This window comes from Staphylococcus sp. HMSC062A01, assembly GCF_001836805.1.
In the GTDB taxonomy this organism is placed as follows: domain Bacteria; phylum Bacillota; class Bacilli; order Staphylococcales; family Staphylococcaceae; genus Staphylococcus; species Staphylococcus haemolyticus.
The window spans coordinates 23,149-37,570 of the sequence record NZ_KV830602.1; the positions used below are offsets into that span (position 1 = coordinate 23,149).

Genomic DNA, 14,422 nt, shown 5'->3' on the forward strand with positions numbered 1-14,422 from the left:
CAAGCAATTCTACTTTAAGGATTGCTTGCTTTTTATTGCATAGTGTTTGAAATTCAACCCTTACCACCTATAAAGGCAGGGTAGTTAGTCATACCACCATCAACGTAAATGGTAGTACCGTGAATATAGTTCGCTAAATCTGAAGCTAAGAATAATGCCACATTAGCTACATCTTGTTCTTCACCAATTTCTTTAGCCGGAATCATTTCCAATGTCTCAGCACGAGTTTCTGGATTAGAGAATTTCTCCTTAGTATGCTCAGTGACTATCGCACCTGGAGAAATGTTGTTTATGCGTATACCATATTGTGCGTATTCCATAGACATTGTTTCCATCATTAACTTTAAGCCACCCTTACTAGCAGCATAATTAACATAATTAGGCCATGGAATCGTATCATGTACACTTGATGTATTGATGATTATTCCTTTTTTATCTTCTTTTAAAAATTGATTAACCGCTTCTCTAGAACCTATGAATGCACCAGTTAAATTAATATCTATCACTTTTTGCCATTCATCAACTGACATTTTATGGGTTGGGATAGGTTTTTCAAATCCTGCATTATTTATCATAATATCTAGCGTGCCAAATTCTTTAACAGCAGATTGAACTAATCGTTTTACATCTTCCTCGACAGCCACATCAGCTTGTACGGCAATTGCTTCACCACCAGCATCACTAATCATATGCTTAATTTCTTCAATTTCATCTAAATGACGGTCAGAGCGATAATTTAAAACTACTTTTGCTTTTGATTTACCAAAGTTCTCTGCAAAGGATTTACCAATACCACTCCCAGCACCAGTTATAATTACGACTTTACCTTCTAAATCTGAAAACATTTTGGTTCCTCCTTTGTAATGTTAATTTATTTAAGATTACCGAGTATAAATGCGGCAATAACGATTAAGATTATACCAGACCAAATTCCAATCATTTGGCGTTTGTCTTTTTTCTCACCTAGTAGGAAAATACCACCTAGTGTAGAAACGATTACGAGTAATTGTGATAATGAGAAACTTGTTGCAACACCAACTTTAGGTTGTGAATAGAACATAAATAAGTTACCAATCGCCCATACAACACCTGGTATTAAGTTAAGGGCTGTAGATTTAATATTAGTTTCATGTTTCATTGATAACAAGAAGCCACCTATAGCCATACCAATTGATTGGAAGAATAATGCATCAGTACCACTGACACCAAAGATATCGGCTATTACTACATATCCGACATAGCCAACTGTTGAAATCACTAATATTAACATTGCTTTCTTAAATTCTGGATCATTCGATTTTCCTTTATTTTTACCGCGTAAAGAGGTTAACGCGATACCTGTAACTAATAGAACCATGGCAATAATTCCCATTGTTACTTGAATACCAGTACTCCATTCTCCAAGAAAAATAGCACTAAATAATGTAGTACCAACTAATTGCATACCTGTAGAAATAGGCATTGTTTTAGAAACGCCAATTAAACTAATTGAACGTAATTGGTTACCTTGTCCAAAGGCCCACAAAGCGCCTGATATTAAACCAACAATAATCACTGTTAAATTATCAAATTGTGCTTTACCAATTAAAAGCAATACAATACCAACTATAAGTGCACCCAGTGTTGTACCTCTTATTTGGTTATAAGGTCCGCCCCCAACAAAAACATTAATTAAAACGACACTCCCCCAAAATAGGGCAGGTAATAATGCGATAAGTATATCTATAAATTGCATTATGTAAACACTCTCCTTATTTATTTACTTCAAGTGTTTCCTTCCTATAACACTCGTGAACATTTTATCTGAAAAAAATAACTTTTAAAATGTAAAAGCTCATACGTTGAAGTAAATAAAAAAGCATATTAAGATTTAATGTGTAATTATCTTAATATGCTCTAATGGCATGCTAGTAATTCAATTGACTTGGATCAATTTTATATTTAGTATATTCACTTTCAATTTCGAATCCCAATTCATTAAATCGTTCAACTAAAGTGACATTTTTACTGCGTATTTTAAAATAAACTTTATCAATAGAAAAATGCTCAAATGCATAATGAATTGCATATGAAAGTAAGTCAAATGCTATCCCTTTGAGACGATAATCAGTATGTGAACTAAAATATCGTATTTCAGCTAGTGATGATAGCGTGTCTATTTGTAAATAAAGGTATCCTTTTAACAAGCCTTCACTAACAAATAAAAATAATCGGTTATGTTCATCTAAAGTATTGACTATTTCTTTAGGAGTTAATGCGTTGTGTCTAAACGTCTGTTCATGTAACTTACTGAAAGCTCTTTGGAACCCTGGCTGATATTCAATGATATTGAAATCTGATTCGGGTTCATTTAATGATTTATAAACATTTAAATAGTAATCTGTGAAGTTATAATTCGCATGAATTAGCTTCATTAAAGGTTTTGAATCTTGTGCACAATCATTATAAGAGAAGTTAAAAGTAGCATGCTCAGATTGTGATTCCATTAATGCAGAAAATAATGAGATAAAATGATTATCTGTAAGAGTGAAACCTTTACTAACAAATGGTCCAATAACTTTGTATTTATCTTCTTCATATAAAATTCCAGTGATTAATGCGACAATTGAATCATCTTCTATTAAACAGAAAACACCAGTGGTATGGATAGATTCATTTAGTAACTGTTCTACATCACCTTTAGACGTATGAAGTTTATATATATAAGACGCAAGGGTATCTGATGATGTATTAATAAAAGATATGATTTGGTTCAGGTTGCTTACTTTGACTATGTCCATAGCGTACCTCCATTTCAATATCATTTTGTTAAATTAATTATAAGTTTATTTATTAGTAATTGAAAGTTTAGACTATTGTCTATCGTGTTACAATTGTATTTACATCAAATACATGTATTAAGAGATCTTTTATTGAAAGGAAAGTTCTATGAAATCATTAATTTTGGCAGAGAAACCATCCGTAGCTAGAGATATAGCTGAAGCTATGAACATAAAGGGAAGACGTAATGGTTATATTGAAAACGAAAAGTATGTTGTCACATGGGCATTGGGTCATTTAGTCACTAATGCACAGCCGGAACACTATGATAAAGCGTACAAGGAATGGAAACTTGAAGATTTACCTATCATACCGAAGCACATGCAAACAGTAGTTATTAGTAAAACAAGTAAACAATTTAAAACTGTTAAGTCACTGATTTTAGATAAAAAAGTGAAAGAAGTTATTATAGCAACTGATGCTGGAAGAGAAGGGGAACTAGTTGCACGGTTAATATTGAATAAAGTTCATAATAAAAAACCGATTAAGCGCTTGTGGATTAGCTCCGTAACCAAAAAAGCAATTCAAGAGGGATTTAAAAAGCTTAAAGACGGACGTGAATTTCAACATCTTTATGAAGCAGCATTAGCTAGAAGTGAAGCGGATTGGATTGTGGGTATCAATGCAACACGTGCGTTAACGACGAAATATGACGCTCAATTATCATTGGGTCGAGTTCAAACACCAACAATCCAATTAGTTAATGCTAGACAACAAGAAATCAATCATTTTAAACCGAAGAAATATTATACACTATCTACTGAAATAGGTGGATTAACTTTCCAATTAAGGACAAATAAGCAGCACATGACTAGAGAAGACGCAACTCAAATTGCTAATGAAATAGAACATGTAGAAGGTAATGTTGATAGTGTTGAAAAGAAAGTTAAAAAAAGTCATCCTAAGCCTCTGTATAACTTAACTGATTTGCAACAAGAGGCATACCAACGATACAAAATGGGGCCAAAGGAAACACTTAATACCATTCAAAATTTATATGAACGCCATAAAGTTCTTACTTACCCACGTACAGATTCTAATTATTTAACAGATGATATGGTGGATACTATTAAAGAACGACTTTATGCTTTATTAGCAACTGACTATAAATCACAAGTCAAATCATTGTTGGGGCAATCTTATTCAAGTAAAATGCGGATTTTTAATAATCATAAAGTATCAGATCATCACGCAATTATTCCAACAGAAGTACGTCCAGATATGCAAAGTTTGAGTAACAGAGAAAGTAAGATATATATGATGGTAGCTGAAAGGTTCCTAGAATCTTTAATGGCACCTCATGAATATGAAGCGGTTAGAGTTAATGTTACTGTTGGCAAACATATCTTCGTTTTTAATGAAAAAGCCACACGTCAACTAGGTTATAAAGCACTTAAAATGAACAGTGATAATGTGGTAAAGAAAGTTGCTTTTCAAAAAGGAGAAAAGTATCACCTTCAAAGTTTAAAAGTAAATGAACATGAAACAACACCACCTGATTACTTTAACGAAGGTTCATTGCTAAAAGCCATGGAGAACCCTCAAAATTATATACAACTTAAAGAAAAGAAACATGCTAACACATTGAGACAAACTGGAGGGATTGGCACAGTTGCTACAAGAGCAGATATAATTGAGAAACTATTTAATCTTAATGCAATCGAATCTAGAGATGGCAAAATCAAAGTAACATCTAAAGGAAAGCAAATTCTGGATTTAGCGCCTCAAGAATTAACATCTCCATTATTAACTGCCGAGTGGGAAGAGAAACTATTATTAATAGAAAAAGGAAGATATAATTCTAGACACTTTATTGACGAAATGAAGGCATTTACTCAATCGATTGTAAATACTATTAAAAATAGCGAGCAAAAGTATAAGCATGATAATTTAACTACTACTGAATGTCCGACATGTGGAAAATTCATGATTAAAGTTAAAACTAAAAATGGACAAATGTTAGTATGTCAAGATCCTACATGTAAAACTAAAAAGAATGTCCAACGTAAGACAAATGCACGTTGTCCAAATTGTAAGAAGAAAATGACATTATTTGGACGTGGAAAAGATGCAGTTTATCGATGTGTCTGTGGTCATACTGAAACACAAGAACAGATGGATAAACGATTTAAAAATAAATCCAGTGGCAAAGTATCTAAAAAAGAAATGAAAAAGTATATGAATAATGAGGATTCACTTGAGAATAATCCGTTTAAAGATGCATTAAAAAACTTGAAATTATAGTTTAAAATCGAACTTAATCATATTTGTTGGTAAAAAAGTTCGTTTTTATTATTGTGTTTTTCGAAAAGTAATATTAAAATATTAAAGTATTTTAATAAAAGGAGTTTAAAACCGTGAAACAATACTTTCAATTCGACGAGTATGATACTAATTATAAGAAAGAGATAATCGGTGGTATCACAACTTTCTTATCAATGGCATACATTTTAGCTGTAAATCCTCAAGTATTAAGTTTAGCAGGTGTTAAAGGTGTATCAGGTGACATGAAAATGGATCAAGGAGCTATTTTCGTGGCAACTGCTTTAGCAGCATTTGTTGGTTCTTTATTTATGGGACTTATTGCAAAATATCCAATAGCACTTGCTCCAGGAATGGGACTTAATGCGTTCTTTGCTTTTACAGTAGTTTTAACGATGGGAATTCCATGGCAAATAGGTTTAACTGGCGTGCTTTGTTCAGGTATATTCTTTGCTATACTTACAGCAACCGGTCTTCGAGAGATAATAATCAATGCTATTCCTTATCAAATGAAAATGGCTGTATCTGCTGGTATAGGATTATTTATTACCTTTGTAGGTTTACAAAGTGCTGGTATCATTGTGAAAAATGACTCAACATTAGTTACATTAGGACATTTAACAAAAGGTCCAATTTTATTAGCAATTTTTGGTATTGCGATTACAATTATTCTATATGCTAGAAAAGTACCAGGTTCAATTTTTATAGGTATGATTATAACTGCTATAGTTGGAATGATAACTGGATTAATACAAACACCTTCTGGCGTAGTTGGTAAAATCCCTAGTATAACACCAACATTCGGTGCTGCATTTGAAGCCTTTAAGGATCCAAGTCAATTATTTACGATTCAATTTTTAATTGTAATTTTAACTTTCTTCTTTATAGATTTCTTTGATACTGCTGGAACATTAGTAGCAGTAGCTACTCAAGCAGGTATTATGAAAGATAACAAGCTTCCGAGAGCAAGTAGAGCTTTATTTGCTGACTCTTTAGCTACTATTGTTGGTGCCATTTTTGGTACAACAACAACTACATCTTATATTGAATCTACTTCTGGTGTAGCTGTGGGTGCGAGAACAGGTTTTGCTAGTATCGTGACAGGGATTTGTTTCCTTTTAGCATTATTCTTTAGTCCGTTAATTGAAATTGTTACAAGTGCAGTAACAACACCTGCATTAGTAGTAGTTGGGATTTTAATGGCAGCTAACTTTGCAGAAATAAATTGGAAGAAATTTGAAGTTGCAGTTCCAGCATTTATAACAATTATTATGATGCCACTATCATATTCAATTGCGACTGGTATCGCTTGCGGATTTATATTTTATCCAATAACTATGCTTATCACAAAAAAACACAAAGAAGTACATCCAATTATGTATTTCTTAATGGTACTATTTATTTTATATTTCGTATTTGTACACGGTTAATAAGGAAAAGGACGATGCTCTATTTAGAGACATCGTCCTTTTTTTACCATTTATTTGAATGATCATTTTTGTACTGAGTATAAATGACTTTTGCATCTTTATTACGAATATAGATAGGTGCACTCAATACTATAAAAATAAAGAATACCATTAAGAAAAATAGCACCCAATGAACAAACATTCCTACAATTGGAATAAATGCAACAAAAGATCCCACAATACCAATTATTGGAATAATTGACATAGGCTTGATTGCATTTTGATTATCAACTAAAAGAATAATTGCTAGTATGAGATATAAAAAAGCATTAATTAACAATGGTTGCCAACCAAAACCTAATATAAAGCTTCCGCCTAGAAAAGGAATGCCATAGAAAAATTCACATAATAATAAGAAGAAACTTATTAGGGCAAGAGCTACTTTAGTATTTCTTTTCAATATAACTACGCCTCCCACTATTTATTAAAAACAAATTTTAAATTCCTACTATTATAATAGTAGAAGCTTAATTTAAGACTTAACTTATATACATTATAAAGTAAAAACAAAAAAAGGGAAAAATTTACTTAAAATGGTTGATGTACAAAACTATTTAAAGTACAATACTTAAGTATGTGTTAGACAAAGTACAAAAAGTTACAGAAAAACCTTGATTTATCACTGTTTTTCCTGTAACATATCTAATGTTGGACTTGATGAAAGCGATGAAGCGAAAGGTTACTGACACACCCGGCCGCTTTGCCATGGCGTTGTGTGAGATAGTTTTCGTGGAGAAGTCTATCACTTTTAAAGTAGACGAATAAGGAGGGAAAATTATGGCAAAACAAAAAATCAGAATCAGATTAAAAGCTTACGATCACCGTGTGATTGATCAATCAGCAGAGAAAATTGTTGAAACTGCAAAACGTTCTGGTGCAGAAGTTTCTGGACCAATCCCGTTACCAACTGAAAAGTCAGTTTATACAATTATTCGTGCGGTGCATAAGTACAAAGATTCACGTGAACAATTCGAACAACGTACTCATAAACGTTTAATCGATATTGTTAACCCAACACCAAAAACAGTTGATGCCCTAATGGGATTAAACTTACCATCTGGTGTAGACATCGAAATTAAATTATAATAGAAAATTTTAGGAGGTGGACTTTCGATGACCAAAGGAATCTTAGGAAGAAAAATTGGGATGACACAAGTATTCGGAGAAAACGGTGAATTAATCCCAGTTACAGTAGTAGAAGCAAGTCAAAATGTAGTATTACAAAAGAAAACTGAAGAAGTAGATGGTTATAACGCTATCCAAGTAGGTTTTGAAGACAAAAAAGCATACAAAAAAGATGCTAAATCTAATAAATATGCTAATAAACCAGCTGAAGGTCACGCTAAGAAAGCGGGCACAGCACCTAAGCGCTTCATTCGCGAATTCAGAAACGTTAATGTTGAAGAATACGAAGTAGGTCAAGAAGTCACAGTTGATACTTTTGAAGCTGGAGACATTATTGATGTAACAGGAACTTCAAAAGGTAAAGGTTTCCAAGGTGCTATTAAACGTCATGGCCAAGGTCGTGGACCAATGGCTCACGGTTCTCATTTCCATAGAGCCCCAGGTTCAGTAGGTATGGCTTCAGATGCTTCAAGAGTATTCAAAGGCCAAAAAATGCCTGGACGTATGGGTGGAAATACAGTTACTGTTCAAAACTTAGAAGTAGTTCAAGTTGATACAGAAAACAATGTAATTTTAGTAAAAGGTAACGTGCCTGGACCTAAAAAAGGTTTCGTAGAAATCCAAACTTCAATTAAAAAAGGTAATAAATAATAAGTAGCGAAAGGAGGAAAAGCATAATGGCTAATTATGATGTATTAAAAGTAGACGGATCTAAATCAGGTTCTGTTGAATTAAGCGATTCAGTATTCGCTATTGAACCAAACAACAGTGTTCTTTTCGAAGCAATTAACTTACAACGTGCTTCATTACGTCAAGGAACTCACGCAGTTAAAAATCGTTCAGCTGTACGTGGTGGCGGACGTAAACCATGGAGACAAAAAGGTACAGGACGTGCGCGTCAAGGTACAATCCGTGCTCCACAATGGCGTGGTGGTGGTATCGTATTCGGACCAACACCAAGAAGCTATGCATACAAAATGCCTAAGAAAATGCGTCGTTTAGCATTACGTTCTGCATTATCTTTCAAAGTTAAAGAAAACAACTTCACTATCGTTGATAATTTTGGTTTTGAAGCTCCAAAAACAAAAGAATTCAAAAATATATTAACTACACTTGAACAACCTAAAAAAGTGTTAGTAGTTACTGATAGCGAAGACGTAAACGTTGAATTATCTGCACGTAACATTCCTGGTGTACAAGTTAGTACAGCTCAAGGATTAAACGTTTTAGATATTACTAGCGCTGACAGTGTTATTATTACTGAATCAGCTGCGAAAAAAGTTGAGGAGGTGCTCGGATAATGGAAGCAAGAGATGTTCTTAAGCGCCCCGTAATCACTGAAAAATCTTCTGAAGCAATGGCTGAAGATAAATATACTTTTGACGTAGATACTCGTGCTAATAAAACACAAGTTAAAATTGCAGTTGAAGAAATTTTCGACGTTAAAGTTGCAAATGTAAACATCATCAACTACAAACCTAAGAAAAAACGTATGGGCCGTTACCAAGGCTATACAAACAAAAGAAGAAAAGCAATTGTTACTTTAAAAGAAGGTTCAATTGACTTATTCAACTAAACAATAAAATAAAAGTTACCATTAAGGAGGTAAGCGACAATGGCTCTTAAAAAGTATAAGCCAATAACAAATGGTCGTCGTAATATGACTAGTTTAGATTTCGCAGAAATCACGAAATCTACTCCTGAAAAGTCATTATTACAACCGCTACCGAAAAAAGCGGGTCGTAACAACCAAGGTAAATTGACAGTTCGTCACCATGGTGGAGGACATAAACGTCAATACCGCGTTATCGATTTCAAACGTAACAAAGATGGAATCACTGCAAAAGTTGATTCAATTCAATATGATCCAAACCGTTCAGCTAACATTGCTTTATTAGTATATGCTGATGGTGAAAAACGATATATTATTGCTCCAAAAGGATTACAAGTAGGCCAAGTAGTTGAGAGTGGTGCAGATGCTGACATTAAAGTTGGTAACGCATTACCATTACAAAACATTCCAGTTGGTACTGTAATTCATAATATCGAATTAAAACCTGGTAAAGGTGGACAATTAGCTCGTTCAGCGGGTGCAAGTTCACAAGTACTTGGTAAAGAAGGTAAATACGTACTAATCAGATTACGTTCTGGTGAAGTTCGTATGATCTTATCAACTTGCCGTGCTACAATTGGTCAAGTTGGTAACTTACAACATGAATTAGTTAATGTTGGTAAAGCAGGACGTTCTAGATGGAAAGGCATCCGTCCTACAGTTCGTGGTTCAGTAATGAACCCTAACGATCACCCACACGGTGGTGGTGAAGGTCGTGCACCTATCGGTAGACCATCTCCAATGTCACCATGGGGTAAACCAACGCTTGGTAAGAAAACTCGTCGTGGTAAAAAATCATCAGACAAACTTATCGTTCGTGGACGTAAGAAAAAATAATAACAACTTATTTGGGTGTGCGGCTTAATTGCTGCACGCACACAATAAGAAGGGAGGCGCCCAAATGGCTCGTAGTATTAAAAAAGGACCTTTCGTCGATGATCATTTAATGAAAAAAGTAGAAGCTCAAGACGGAAGTGAAAAGAAACAAGTAATCAAAACATGGTCTCGTCGTTCTACAATTTTCCCAAATTTCATCGGTCATACTTTTGCGGTATACGATGGTCGTAAACATGTACCTGTTTATGTAACTGAAGATATGGTAGGTCACAAATTAGGTGAATTTGCTCCAACTCGTACATTTAAAGGACATGCTGCAGACGATAAAAAAACTAGAAGATAATAAATAAAAGTAGAGGAGGAAATCCTAATGGAAGCAAAAGCGGTTGCTAGAACAATCAGAATCGCACCTCGTAAAGTAAGATTAGTTCTTGACTTAATTAGAGGTAAAAATGCTGGAGAAGCTATTGCTATTTTAAAATTAACTAACAAAGCTTCATCACCAGTAATTGAAAAAGTATTAATGTCCGCTTTAGCAAATGCTGAACACAACTATGACATGAACACTGATGAATTAGTTGTTAAAGAAGCATATGCAAATGAAGGACCAACTTTAAAACGTTTCCGTCCACGTGCACAAGGTCGTGCAAGTGCTATCAATAAACGTACAAGCCACATTACAATCGTCGTAAGTGACGGTAAAGAAGAAGCTAAAGAAGCTTAATAACTATTTAAGGAGGGAACACTGTGGGTCAAAAAATTAATCCTATCGGACTTCGTGTCGGAATCATCCGTGACTGGGAAGCTAAATGGTATGCTGAAAAAGATTTCGCTTCACTTTTACACGAAGATTTAAGAATCCGTAAATTCATTGATAACGAATTAAAAGAAGCATCAGTTTCTCACGTTGAAATCGAACGTGCTGCTAACCGTATTAACATTGCTATTCACACTGGTAAACCAGGTATGGTAATTGGTAAAGGCGGATCAGAAATTGAAAAACTTCGTAATAAATTAAACAACTTAACTGATAAAAAAGTACACATCAACGTTATCGAAATCAAAAAAATTGATATCGATGCTCGTTTAGTTGCTGAGAATATTGCACGTCAATTAGAAAACCGTGCTTCATTCCGTCGTGTACAAAAACAAGCTATTTCAAGAGCTATGAAACTTGGTGCTAAAGGTATCAAAACTCAAGTATCAGGTCGTTTAGGCGGAGCTGACATTGCTCGTGCTGAACAATATTCAGAAGGAACTGTTCCACTTCATACTTTACGTGCTGACATCGATTATGCACATGCTGAAGCAGACACTACTTACGGTAAATTAGGTGTTAAAGTATGGATTTATCGTGGTGAAGTTCTTCCTACTAAGAATACTAGTGAAGGAGGAAAATAATAATGTTACTACCAAAACGTGTTAAATATCGTCGTCAACATCGTCCTAAAACAACTGGTCGTTCAAAAGGCGGTAATTATGTAACATTTGGTGAGTATGGATTACAAGCTACTACAACATCTTGGATCACATCTCGTCAAATCGAATCTGCTCGTATTGCTATGACACGTTACATGAAACGTGGCGGGAAAGTTTGGATTAAAATCTTCCCTCATACACCATACACTAAAAAACCTTTAGAAGTACGTATGGGTGCTGGTAAAGGTGCCGTTGAAGGCTGGATCGCTGTTGTAAAACCAGGTAGAATTTTATTCGAGGTTGCAGGCGTATCAGAAGAAGTTGCTCGTGAAGCATTACGTTTAGCAAGTCACAAACTTCCAGTGAAAACTAAGTTTGTAAAACGTGAAGAATTGGGTGGTGAAACAAATGAAAGCTAAGGAAATTAGAGACTTAACCACTTCAGAAATCGAAGAACAAATCAAATCTTCAAAAGAAGAGCTTTTTAACCTACGCTTTCAGTTAGCTACAGGTCAATTAGAGGAAACTGCACGTATTCGTACAGTTAGAAAAACAATTGCACGTCTAAAAACTGTTGCTCGTGAAAGAGAAATCGAAGAAAGCAAAGCTAATCAATAATAAATTCGAAAGAGGAGGTTACAAAAGTGAGTGAAAGAAACGATCGTAAAGTTTATGTAGGTAAAGTTGTTTCAGACAAAATGGACAAAACTATCACTGTATTAGTTGAAACTTACAAAACACACAAATTATACGGTAAACGTGTAAAATACTCTAAAAAATACAAAACTCATGATGAAAACAATTCAGCTAAATTAGGAGACATTGTTAAAATTCAAGAAACTCGTCCTTTATCAGCATCAAAACGTTTTCGTTTAGTAGAAATTGTTGAAGAGTCAGTAATTATTTAATACAAGATTAGAGATAAGGGAGGTTTAACTAATGATCCAACAAGAAACTCGTTTAAAAGTAGCAGACAACTCTGGTGCTCGTGAAGTTCTTACAATTAAAGTATTAGGTGGATCTGGTCGCAAAACAGCGAACATCGGCGATGTTATCGTATGTACTGTTAAAAACGCAACACCAGGTGGCGTTGTTAAAAAAGGTGACGTAGTCAAAGCTGTTGTCGTTAGAACTAAATCAGGCGTTCGTCGTAATGATGGTTCTTATATCAAGTTTGATGAAAATGCATGTGTCATTATTCGTGATGACAAAGGCCCACGTGGTACTCGTATCTTTGGTCCTGTTGCTCGTGAATTACGTGAAGGTAACTTCATGAAAATCGTTTCATTAGCACCAGAAGTACTTTAATTTATAAAAACCAAATCATTTAAGGAGGTGCCCACATGCATATCAAAAAAGGTGACAACGTAAAAGTTATCGCAGGTAAAGACAAAGGTAAAGAAGGTAAAGTAATCGCTACTGAACCTAAAAAAGACCGTGTCGTTGTGGAAGGTGTTAATGTTATTAAAAAACACCAAAAACCAACTCAATTAAATCCTGAAGGTGGAATCTTAGAAACAGAGGCAGCAATCCATGTTTCTAACGTACAATTATTAGATCCTAAAACAAACGAACCTACTCGTGTTGGTTACAAATTTGTTGATGGTAAAAAAGTTCGTATCGCTAAAAAATCTGGCGAAGAAATCAAAACTAATAATTAATAACTAGTTGAAAGGAGGATCAACTTTGAACCGTTTAAAAGAAAGATACAATACTGAAGTTACTGAAAATTTAGTGAAAAAATTCAACTATAGTTCTGTAATGGAAGTACCAAAAATCGAAAAAATCGTTGTAAATATGGGTGTAGGTGATGCAGTTCAAAACTCTAAAGTGTTAGATACCGCTGTAGAAGAATTAGAATTAATCACTGGTCAAAAACCATTAGTAACAAAAGCAAAAAAATCAGTTGCAACATTCCGTTTACGTGAAGGTATGCCAATCGGTGCGAAAGTTACACTTCGCGGAGAAAGAATGTATGAATTCTTAGATAAATTAATCGCAGTTTCATTACCTCGTGTACGTGACTTCCAAGGTGTTTCTAAAACAGCATTCGATGGTCGTGGTAACTACACTTTAGGAATTAAAGAACAATTAATTTTCCCAGAAATCGACTATGATAAAGTAAGTAAAGTAAGAGGAATGGATATTGTTATCGTAACAACTGCTAACACTGACGAGGAAGCTCGTGAATTGTTAACAAACTTCGGTATGCCATTTCGTAAATAATCTCTAAAAGGAGGCTAATTAAGTGGCTAAAACTTCTATGGTTGCTAAGCAACAGAAAAAACAAAAATATGCAGTACGTGAATATACTCGTTGTGAACGTTGTGGTCGTCCACATTCTGTATATCGTAAATTCAAATTATGCCGTATTTGTTTCCGTGAATTAGCTTACAAAGGGCAAATCCCTGGCGTACGTAAAGCTAGCTGGTAATATATAAGAGTCTGAAAGGAGGCAACAATCAATGACAATGACAGATCCAATCGCAGATATGCTTACTCGTGTAAGAAACGCAAACATGGTGCGTCACGAGAAATTAGAATTACCTGCGTCTAACATTAAAAAACAAATTGCTGAAATCTTAAAAAGTGAAGGTTTCATTAAAAACGTAGAATACGTTGAAGATGATAAACAAGGTGTTATTCGTTTATTCTTAAAATATGGTCAAAACAATGAACGTGTTATCACAGGATTAAAACGTATCTCTAAACCTGGTTTACGTGTATATGCTAAAGCAAACGAAGTACCTAAAGTATTAAATGGTTTAGGTATTGCATTAGTTTCAACTTCTGAAGGTGTTATCACTGACAAAGAAGCTAGAAAACGTAACGTTGGCGGAGAAATTATCGCATACGTTTGGTAATAATAAATAAGGAG

The 14,422-nt window shown here is 34.4% G+C and carries 22 protein-coding genes; 18 read left to right on the forward strand and 4 right to left on the reverse strand.

The genetic code is table 11. The features are described from left to right. Positions 1-53 precede the first annotated feature (53 nt). The 3 genes from HMPREF2715_RS01855 to HMPREF2715_RS01865 all read right to left on the reverse strand — a co-directional run bounded on the left by HMPREF2715_RS01855 (position 54) and on the right by HMPREF2715_RS01865 (position 2,780). A complete protein-coding gene (locus HMPREF2715_RS01855) occupies positions 54-845 on the reverse strand; it encodes a glucose 1-dehydrogenase (RefSeq protein ID WP_070581229.1) in 792 nt (263 codons plus the stop codon). A gap of 26 nt (positions 846-871) precedes the next feature. Next, a complete protein-coding gene (locus tag HMPREF2715_RS01860; RefSeq protein WP_070442381.1) occupies positions 872-1,735 on the reverse strand; it encodes a GRP family sugar transporter in 864 nt (287 codons plus the stop codon). Between the two features lie 172 nt (positions 1,736-1,907). Then, a complete protein-coding gene (locus HMPREF2715_RS01865; RefSeq protein WP_070442378.1) occupies positions 1,908-2,780 on the reverse strand; it encodes a GNAT family N-acetyltransferase in 873 nt (290 codons plus the stop codon). A 148-nt stretch (positions 2,781-2,928) separates the two neighbouring features. Here HMPREF2715_RS01865 and HMPREF2715_RS01870 point away from each other — a divergent pair, with 148 nt between their 5' ends. Together HMPREF2715_RS01870 and HMPREF2715_RS01875 are read left to right on the forward strand one after the other, a co-directional pair. After that, complete coding sequence (locus HMPREF2715_RS01870) at positions 2,929-5,064, forward strand: DNA topoisomerase III (RefSeq protein ID WP_070442375.1); 2,136 nt, start codon at positions 2,929-2,931, stop codon at positions 5,062-5,064. A gap of 113 nt (positions 5,065-5,177) precedes the next feature. Beyond that, positions 5,178-6,512 (forward strand): NCS2 family permease, encoded by a 1,335-nt coding sequence (locus HMPREF2715_RS01875; RefSeq protein ID WP_070839232.1) that lies wholly within the window; start codon positions 5,178-5,180, stop codon positions 6,510-6,512. Between the two features lie 43 nt (positions 6,513-6,555). Here HMPREF2715_RS01875 and HMPREF2715_RS01880 read toward each other — a convergent pair whose 3' ends face one another. Beyond that, the gene (locus HMPREF2715_RS01880; RefSeq protein ID WP_070581231.1) at positions 6,556-6,951 is read right to left on the reverse strand and encodes a hypothetical protein; all 396 of its coding nucleotides are present in this window, start codon (positions 6,949-6,951) and stop codon (positions 6,556-6,558) included. A gap of 377 nt (positions 6,952-7,328) precedes the next feature. Between HMPREF2715_RS01880 and rpsJ the strand changes: the two genes are divergently transcribed. The 16 genes from rpsJ to rpsH all read left to right on the forward strand — a co-directional run bounded on the left by rpsJ (position 7,329) and on the right by rpsH (position 14,408). Further along, positions 7,329-7,637 carry a 30S ribosomal protein S10 gene (gene rpsJ / locus HMPREF2715_RS01885; protein ID WP_015900978.1) on the forward strand — a complete coding sequence of 103 codons (309 nt, stop codon included), beginning with the start codon at positions 7,329-7,331 and terminating at the stop codon, positions 7,635-7,637. 27 nt (positions 7,638-7,664) lie between these two features. Beyond that, complete coding sequence (gene rplC, locus HMPREF2715_RS01890; protein WP_070442789.1) at positions 7,665-8,327, forward strand: 50S ribosomal protein L3; 663 nt, start codon at positions 7,665-7,667, stop codon at positions 8,325-8,327. A gap of 26 nt (positions 8,328-8,353) precedes the next feature. After that, entirely contained in the window at positions 8,354-8,977 is a 624-nt protein-coding gene (gene rplD, locus HMPREF2715_RS01895; RefSeq protein WP_070442786.1) for a 50S ribosomal protein L4, read from the forward strand. Beyond that, complete coding sequence (gene rplW / locus HMPREF2715_RS01900) at positions 8,977-9,252, forward strand: 50S ribosomal protein L23 (protein ID WP_011275127.1); 276 nt, start codon at positions 8,977-8,979, stop codon at positions 9,250-9,252. Before rplD ends, rplW begins: the two co-directional genes overlap by 1 nt. A gap of 39 nt (positions 9,253-9,291) precedes the next feature. Continuing rightward, positions 9,292-10,125 (forward strand): 50S ribosomal protein L2, encoded by an 834-nt coding sequence (rplB, locus tag HMPREF2715_RS01905; protein ID WP_011275128.1) that lies wholly within the window; start codon positions 9,292-9,294, stop codon positions 10,123-10,125. A 64-nt stretch (positions 10,126-10,189) separates the two neighbouring features. Continuing rightward, on the forward strand, positions 10,190-10,468 hold the full coding sequence (gene rpsS / locus HMPREF2715_RS01910; RefSeq protein WP_001829710.1) for a 30S ribosomal protein S19: 279 nt from the start codon (positions 10,190-10,192) through the stop codon (positions 10,466-10,468). 27 nt (positions 10,469-10,495) lie between these two features. After that, positions 10,496-10,849 carry a 50S ribosomal protein L22 gene (gene rplV, locus HMPREF2715_RS01915; RefSeq protein WP_001829734.1) on the forward strand — a complete coding sequence of 118 codons (354 nt, stop codon included), beginning with the start codon at positions 10,496-10,498 and terminating at the stop codon, positions 10,847-10,849. A gap of 23 nt (positions 10,850-10,872) precedes the next feature. Continuing rightward, positions 10,873-11,526: a 30S ribosomal protein S3 gene (gene rpsC, locus HMPREF2715_RS01920; protein ID WP_011275129.1), complete on the forward strand. Its 654-nt coding sequence runs from the start codon at positions 10,873-10,875 to the stop codon at positions 11,524-11,526. A gap of 2 nt (positions 11,527-11,528) precedes the next feature. Beyond that, positions 11,529-11,963: a 50S ribosomal protein L16 gene (rplP, locus tag HMPREF2715_RS01925; protein ID WP_002432945.1), complete on the forward strand. Its 435-nt coding sequence runs from the start codon at positions 11,529-11,531 to the stop codon at positions 11,961-11,963. Beyond that, positions 11,953-12,162, forward strand: a complete 210-nt coding sequence (rpmC, locus tag HMPREF2715_RS01930; RefSeq protein WP_011275130.1) for a 50S ribosomal protein L29 — start codon at positions 11,953-11,955, stop codon at positions 12,160-12,162. Before rplP ends, rpmC begins: the two co-directional genes overlap by 11 nt. A gap of 26 nt (positions 12,163-12,188) precedes the next feature. Next, positions 12,189-12,452, forward strand: coding sequence for a 30S ribosomal protein S17 (rpsQ, locus tag HMPREF2715_RS01935; RefSeq protein ID WP_011275131.1), 264 nt, complete (start codon positions 12,189-12,191; stop codon positions 12,450-12,452). A 31-nt stretch (positions 12,453-12,483) separates the two neighbouring features. Further along, positions 12,484-12,852: a 50S ribosomal protein L14 gene (rplN, locus tag HMPREF2715_RS01940; RefSeq protein ID WP_002466492.1), complete on the forward strand. Its 369-nt coding sequence runs from the start codon at positions 12,484-12,486 to the stop codon at positions 12,850-12,852. Positions 12,853-12,887: 35 nt separating this feature from the next. Further along, positions 12,888-13,205, forward strand: coding sequence for a 50S ribosomal protein L24 (rplX, locus tag HMPREF2715_RS01945; protein WP_033079619.1), 318 nt, complete (start codon positions 12,888-12,890; stop codon positions 13,203-13,205). 25 nt (positions 13,206-13,230) lie between these two features. Then, a complete protein-coding gene (rplE, locus tag HMPREF2715_RS01950; RefSeq protein WP_037549744.1) occupies positions 13,231-13,770 on the forward strand; it encodes a 50S ribosomal protein L5 in 540 nt (179 codons plus the stop codon). Positions 13,771-13,792: 22 nt separating this feature from the next. Beyond that, positions 13,793-13,978 carry a type Z 30S ribosomal protein S14 gene (locus HMPREF2715_RS01955; RefSeq protein ID WP_001140799.1) on the forward strand — a complete coding sequence of 62 codons (186 nt, stop codon included), beginning with the start codon at positions 13,793-13,795 and terminating at the stop codon, positions 13,976-13,978. A gap of 31 nt (positions 13,979-14,009) precedes the next feature. Beyond that, entirely contained in the window at positions 14,010-14,408 is a 399-nt protein-coding gene (rpsH, locus tag HMPREF2715_RS01960; RefSeq protein WP_011275134.1) for a 30S ribosomal protein S8, read from the forward strand. The last annotated feature ends 14 nt before the right edge of the window (positions 14,409-14,422 follow it).

What these genes read in the sequence shown, in the direction of transcription:
- HMPREF2715_RS01855 (WP_070581229.1), bottom strand. Translation starts at nt 845, where the DNA reads ATGTTTTCAGATTTAGAAGGTAAAGTCGTAATTATAACTGGTGCTGGG.
- rplC (WP_070442789.1), top strand. Translation starts at nt 7,665, where the DNA reads ATGACCAAAGGAATCTTAGGAAGAAAAATTGGGATGACACAAGTATTC.
- rplV (WP_001829734.1), top strand. Translation starts at nt 10,496, where the DNA reads ATGGAAGCAAAAGCGGTTGCTAGAACAATCAGAATCGCACCTCGTAAA.
- rpsS (WP_001829710.1), top strand. Translation starts at nt 10,190, where the DNA reads ATGGCTCGTAGTATTAAAAAAGGACCTTTCGTCGATGATCATTTAATG.
- rpmC (WP_011275130.1), top strand. Translation starts at nt 11,953, where the DNA reads ATGAAAGCTAAGGAAATTAGAGACTTAACCACTTCAGAAATCGAAGAA.
- rplN (WP_002466492.1), top strand. Translation starts at nt 12,484, where the DNA reads ATGATCCAACAAGAAACTCGTTTAAAAGTAGCAGACAACTCTGGTGCT.
- rplW (WP_011275127.1), top strand. Translation starts at nt 8,977, where the DNA reads ATGGAAGCAAGAGATGTTCTTAAGCGCCCCGTAATCACTGAAAAATCT.
- rplX (WP_033079619.1), top strand. Translation starts at nt 12,888, where the DNA reads ATGCATATCAAAAAAGGTGACAACGTAAAAGTTATCGCAGGTAAAGAC.
- rplD (WP_070442786.1), top strand. Translation starts at nt 8,354, where the DNA reads ATGGCTAATTATGATGTATTAAAAGTAGACGGATCTAAATCAGGTTCT.
- rplB (WP_011275128.1), top strand. Translation starts at nt 9,292, where the DNA reads ATGGCTCTTAAAAAGTATAAGCCAATAACAAATGGTCGTCGTAATATG.
- rpsH (WP_011275134.1), top strand. Translation starts at nt 14,010, where the DNA reads ATGACAATGACAGATCCAATCGCAGATATGCTTACTCGTGTAAGAAAC.
- HMPREF2715_RS01865 (WP_070442378.1), bottom strand. Translation starts at nt 2,780, where the DNA reads ATGGACATAGTCAAAGTAAGCAACCTGAACCAAATCATATCTTTTATT.
- HMPREF2715_RS01860 (WP_070442381.1), bottom strand. Translation starts at nt 1,735, where the DNA reads ATGCAATTTATAGATATACTTATCGCATTATTACCTGCCCTATTTTGG.
- HMPREF2715_RS01870 (WP_070442375.1), top strand. Translation starts at nt 2,929, where the DNA reads ATGAAATCATTAATTTTGGCAGAGAAACCATCCGTAGCTAGAGATATA.
- rplP (WP_002432945.1), top strand. Translation starts at nt 11,529, where the DNA reads ATGTTACTACCAAAACGTGTTAAATATCGTCGTCAACATCGTCCTAAA.
- rpsJ (WP_015900978.1), top strand. Translation starts at nt 7,329, where the DNA reads ATGGCAAAACAAAAAATCAGAATCAGATTAAAAGCTTACGATCACCGT.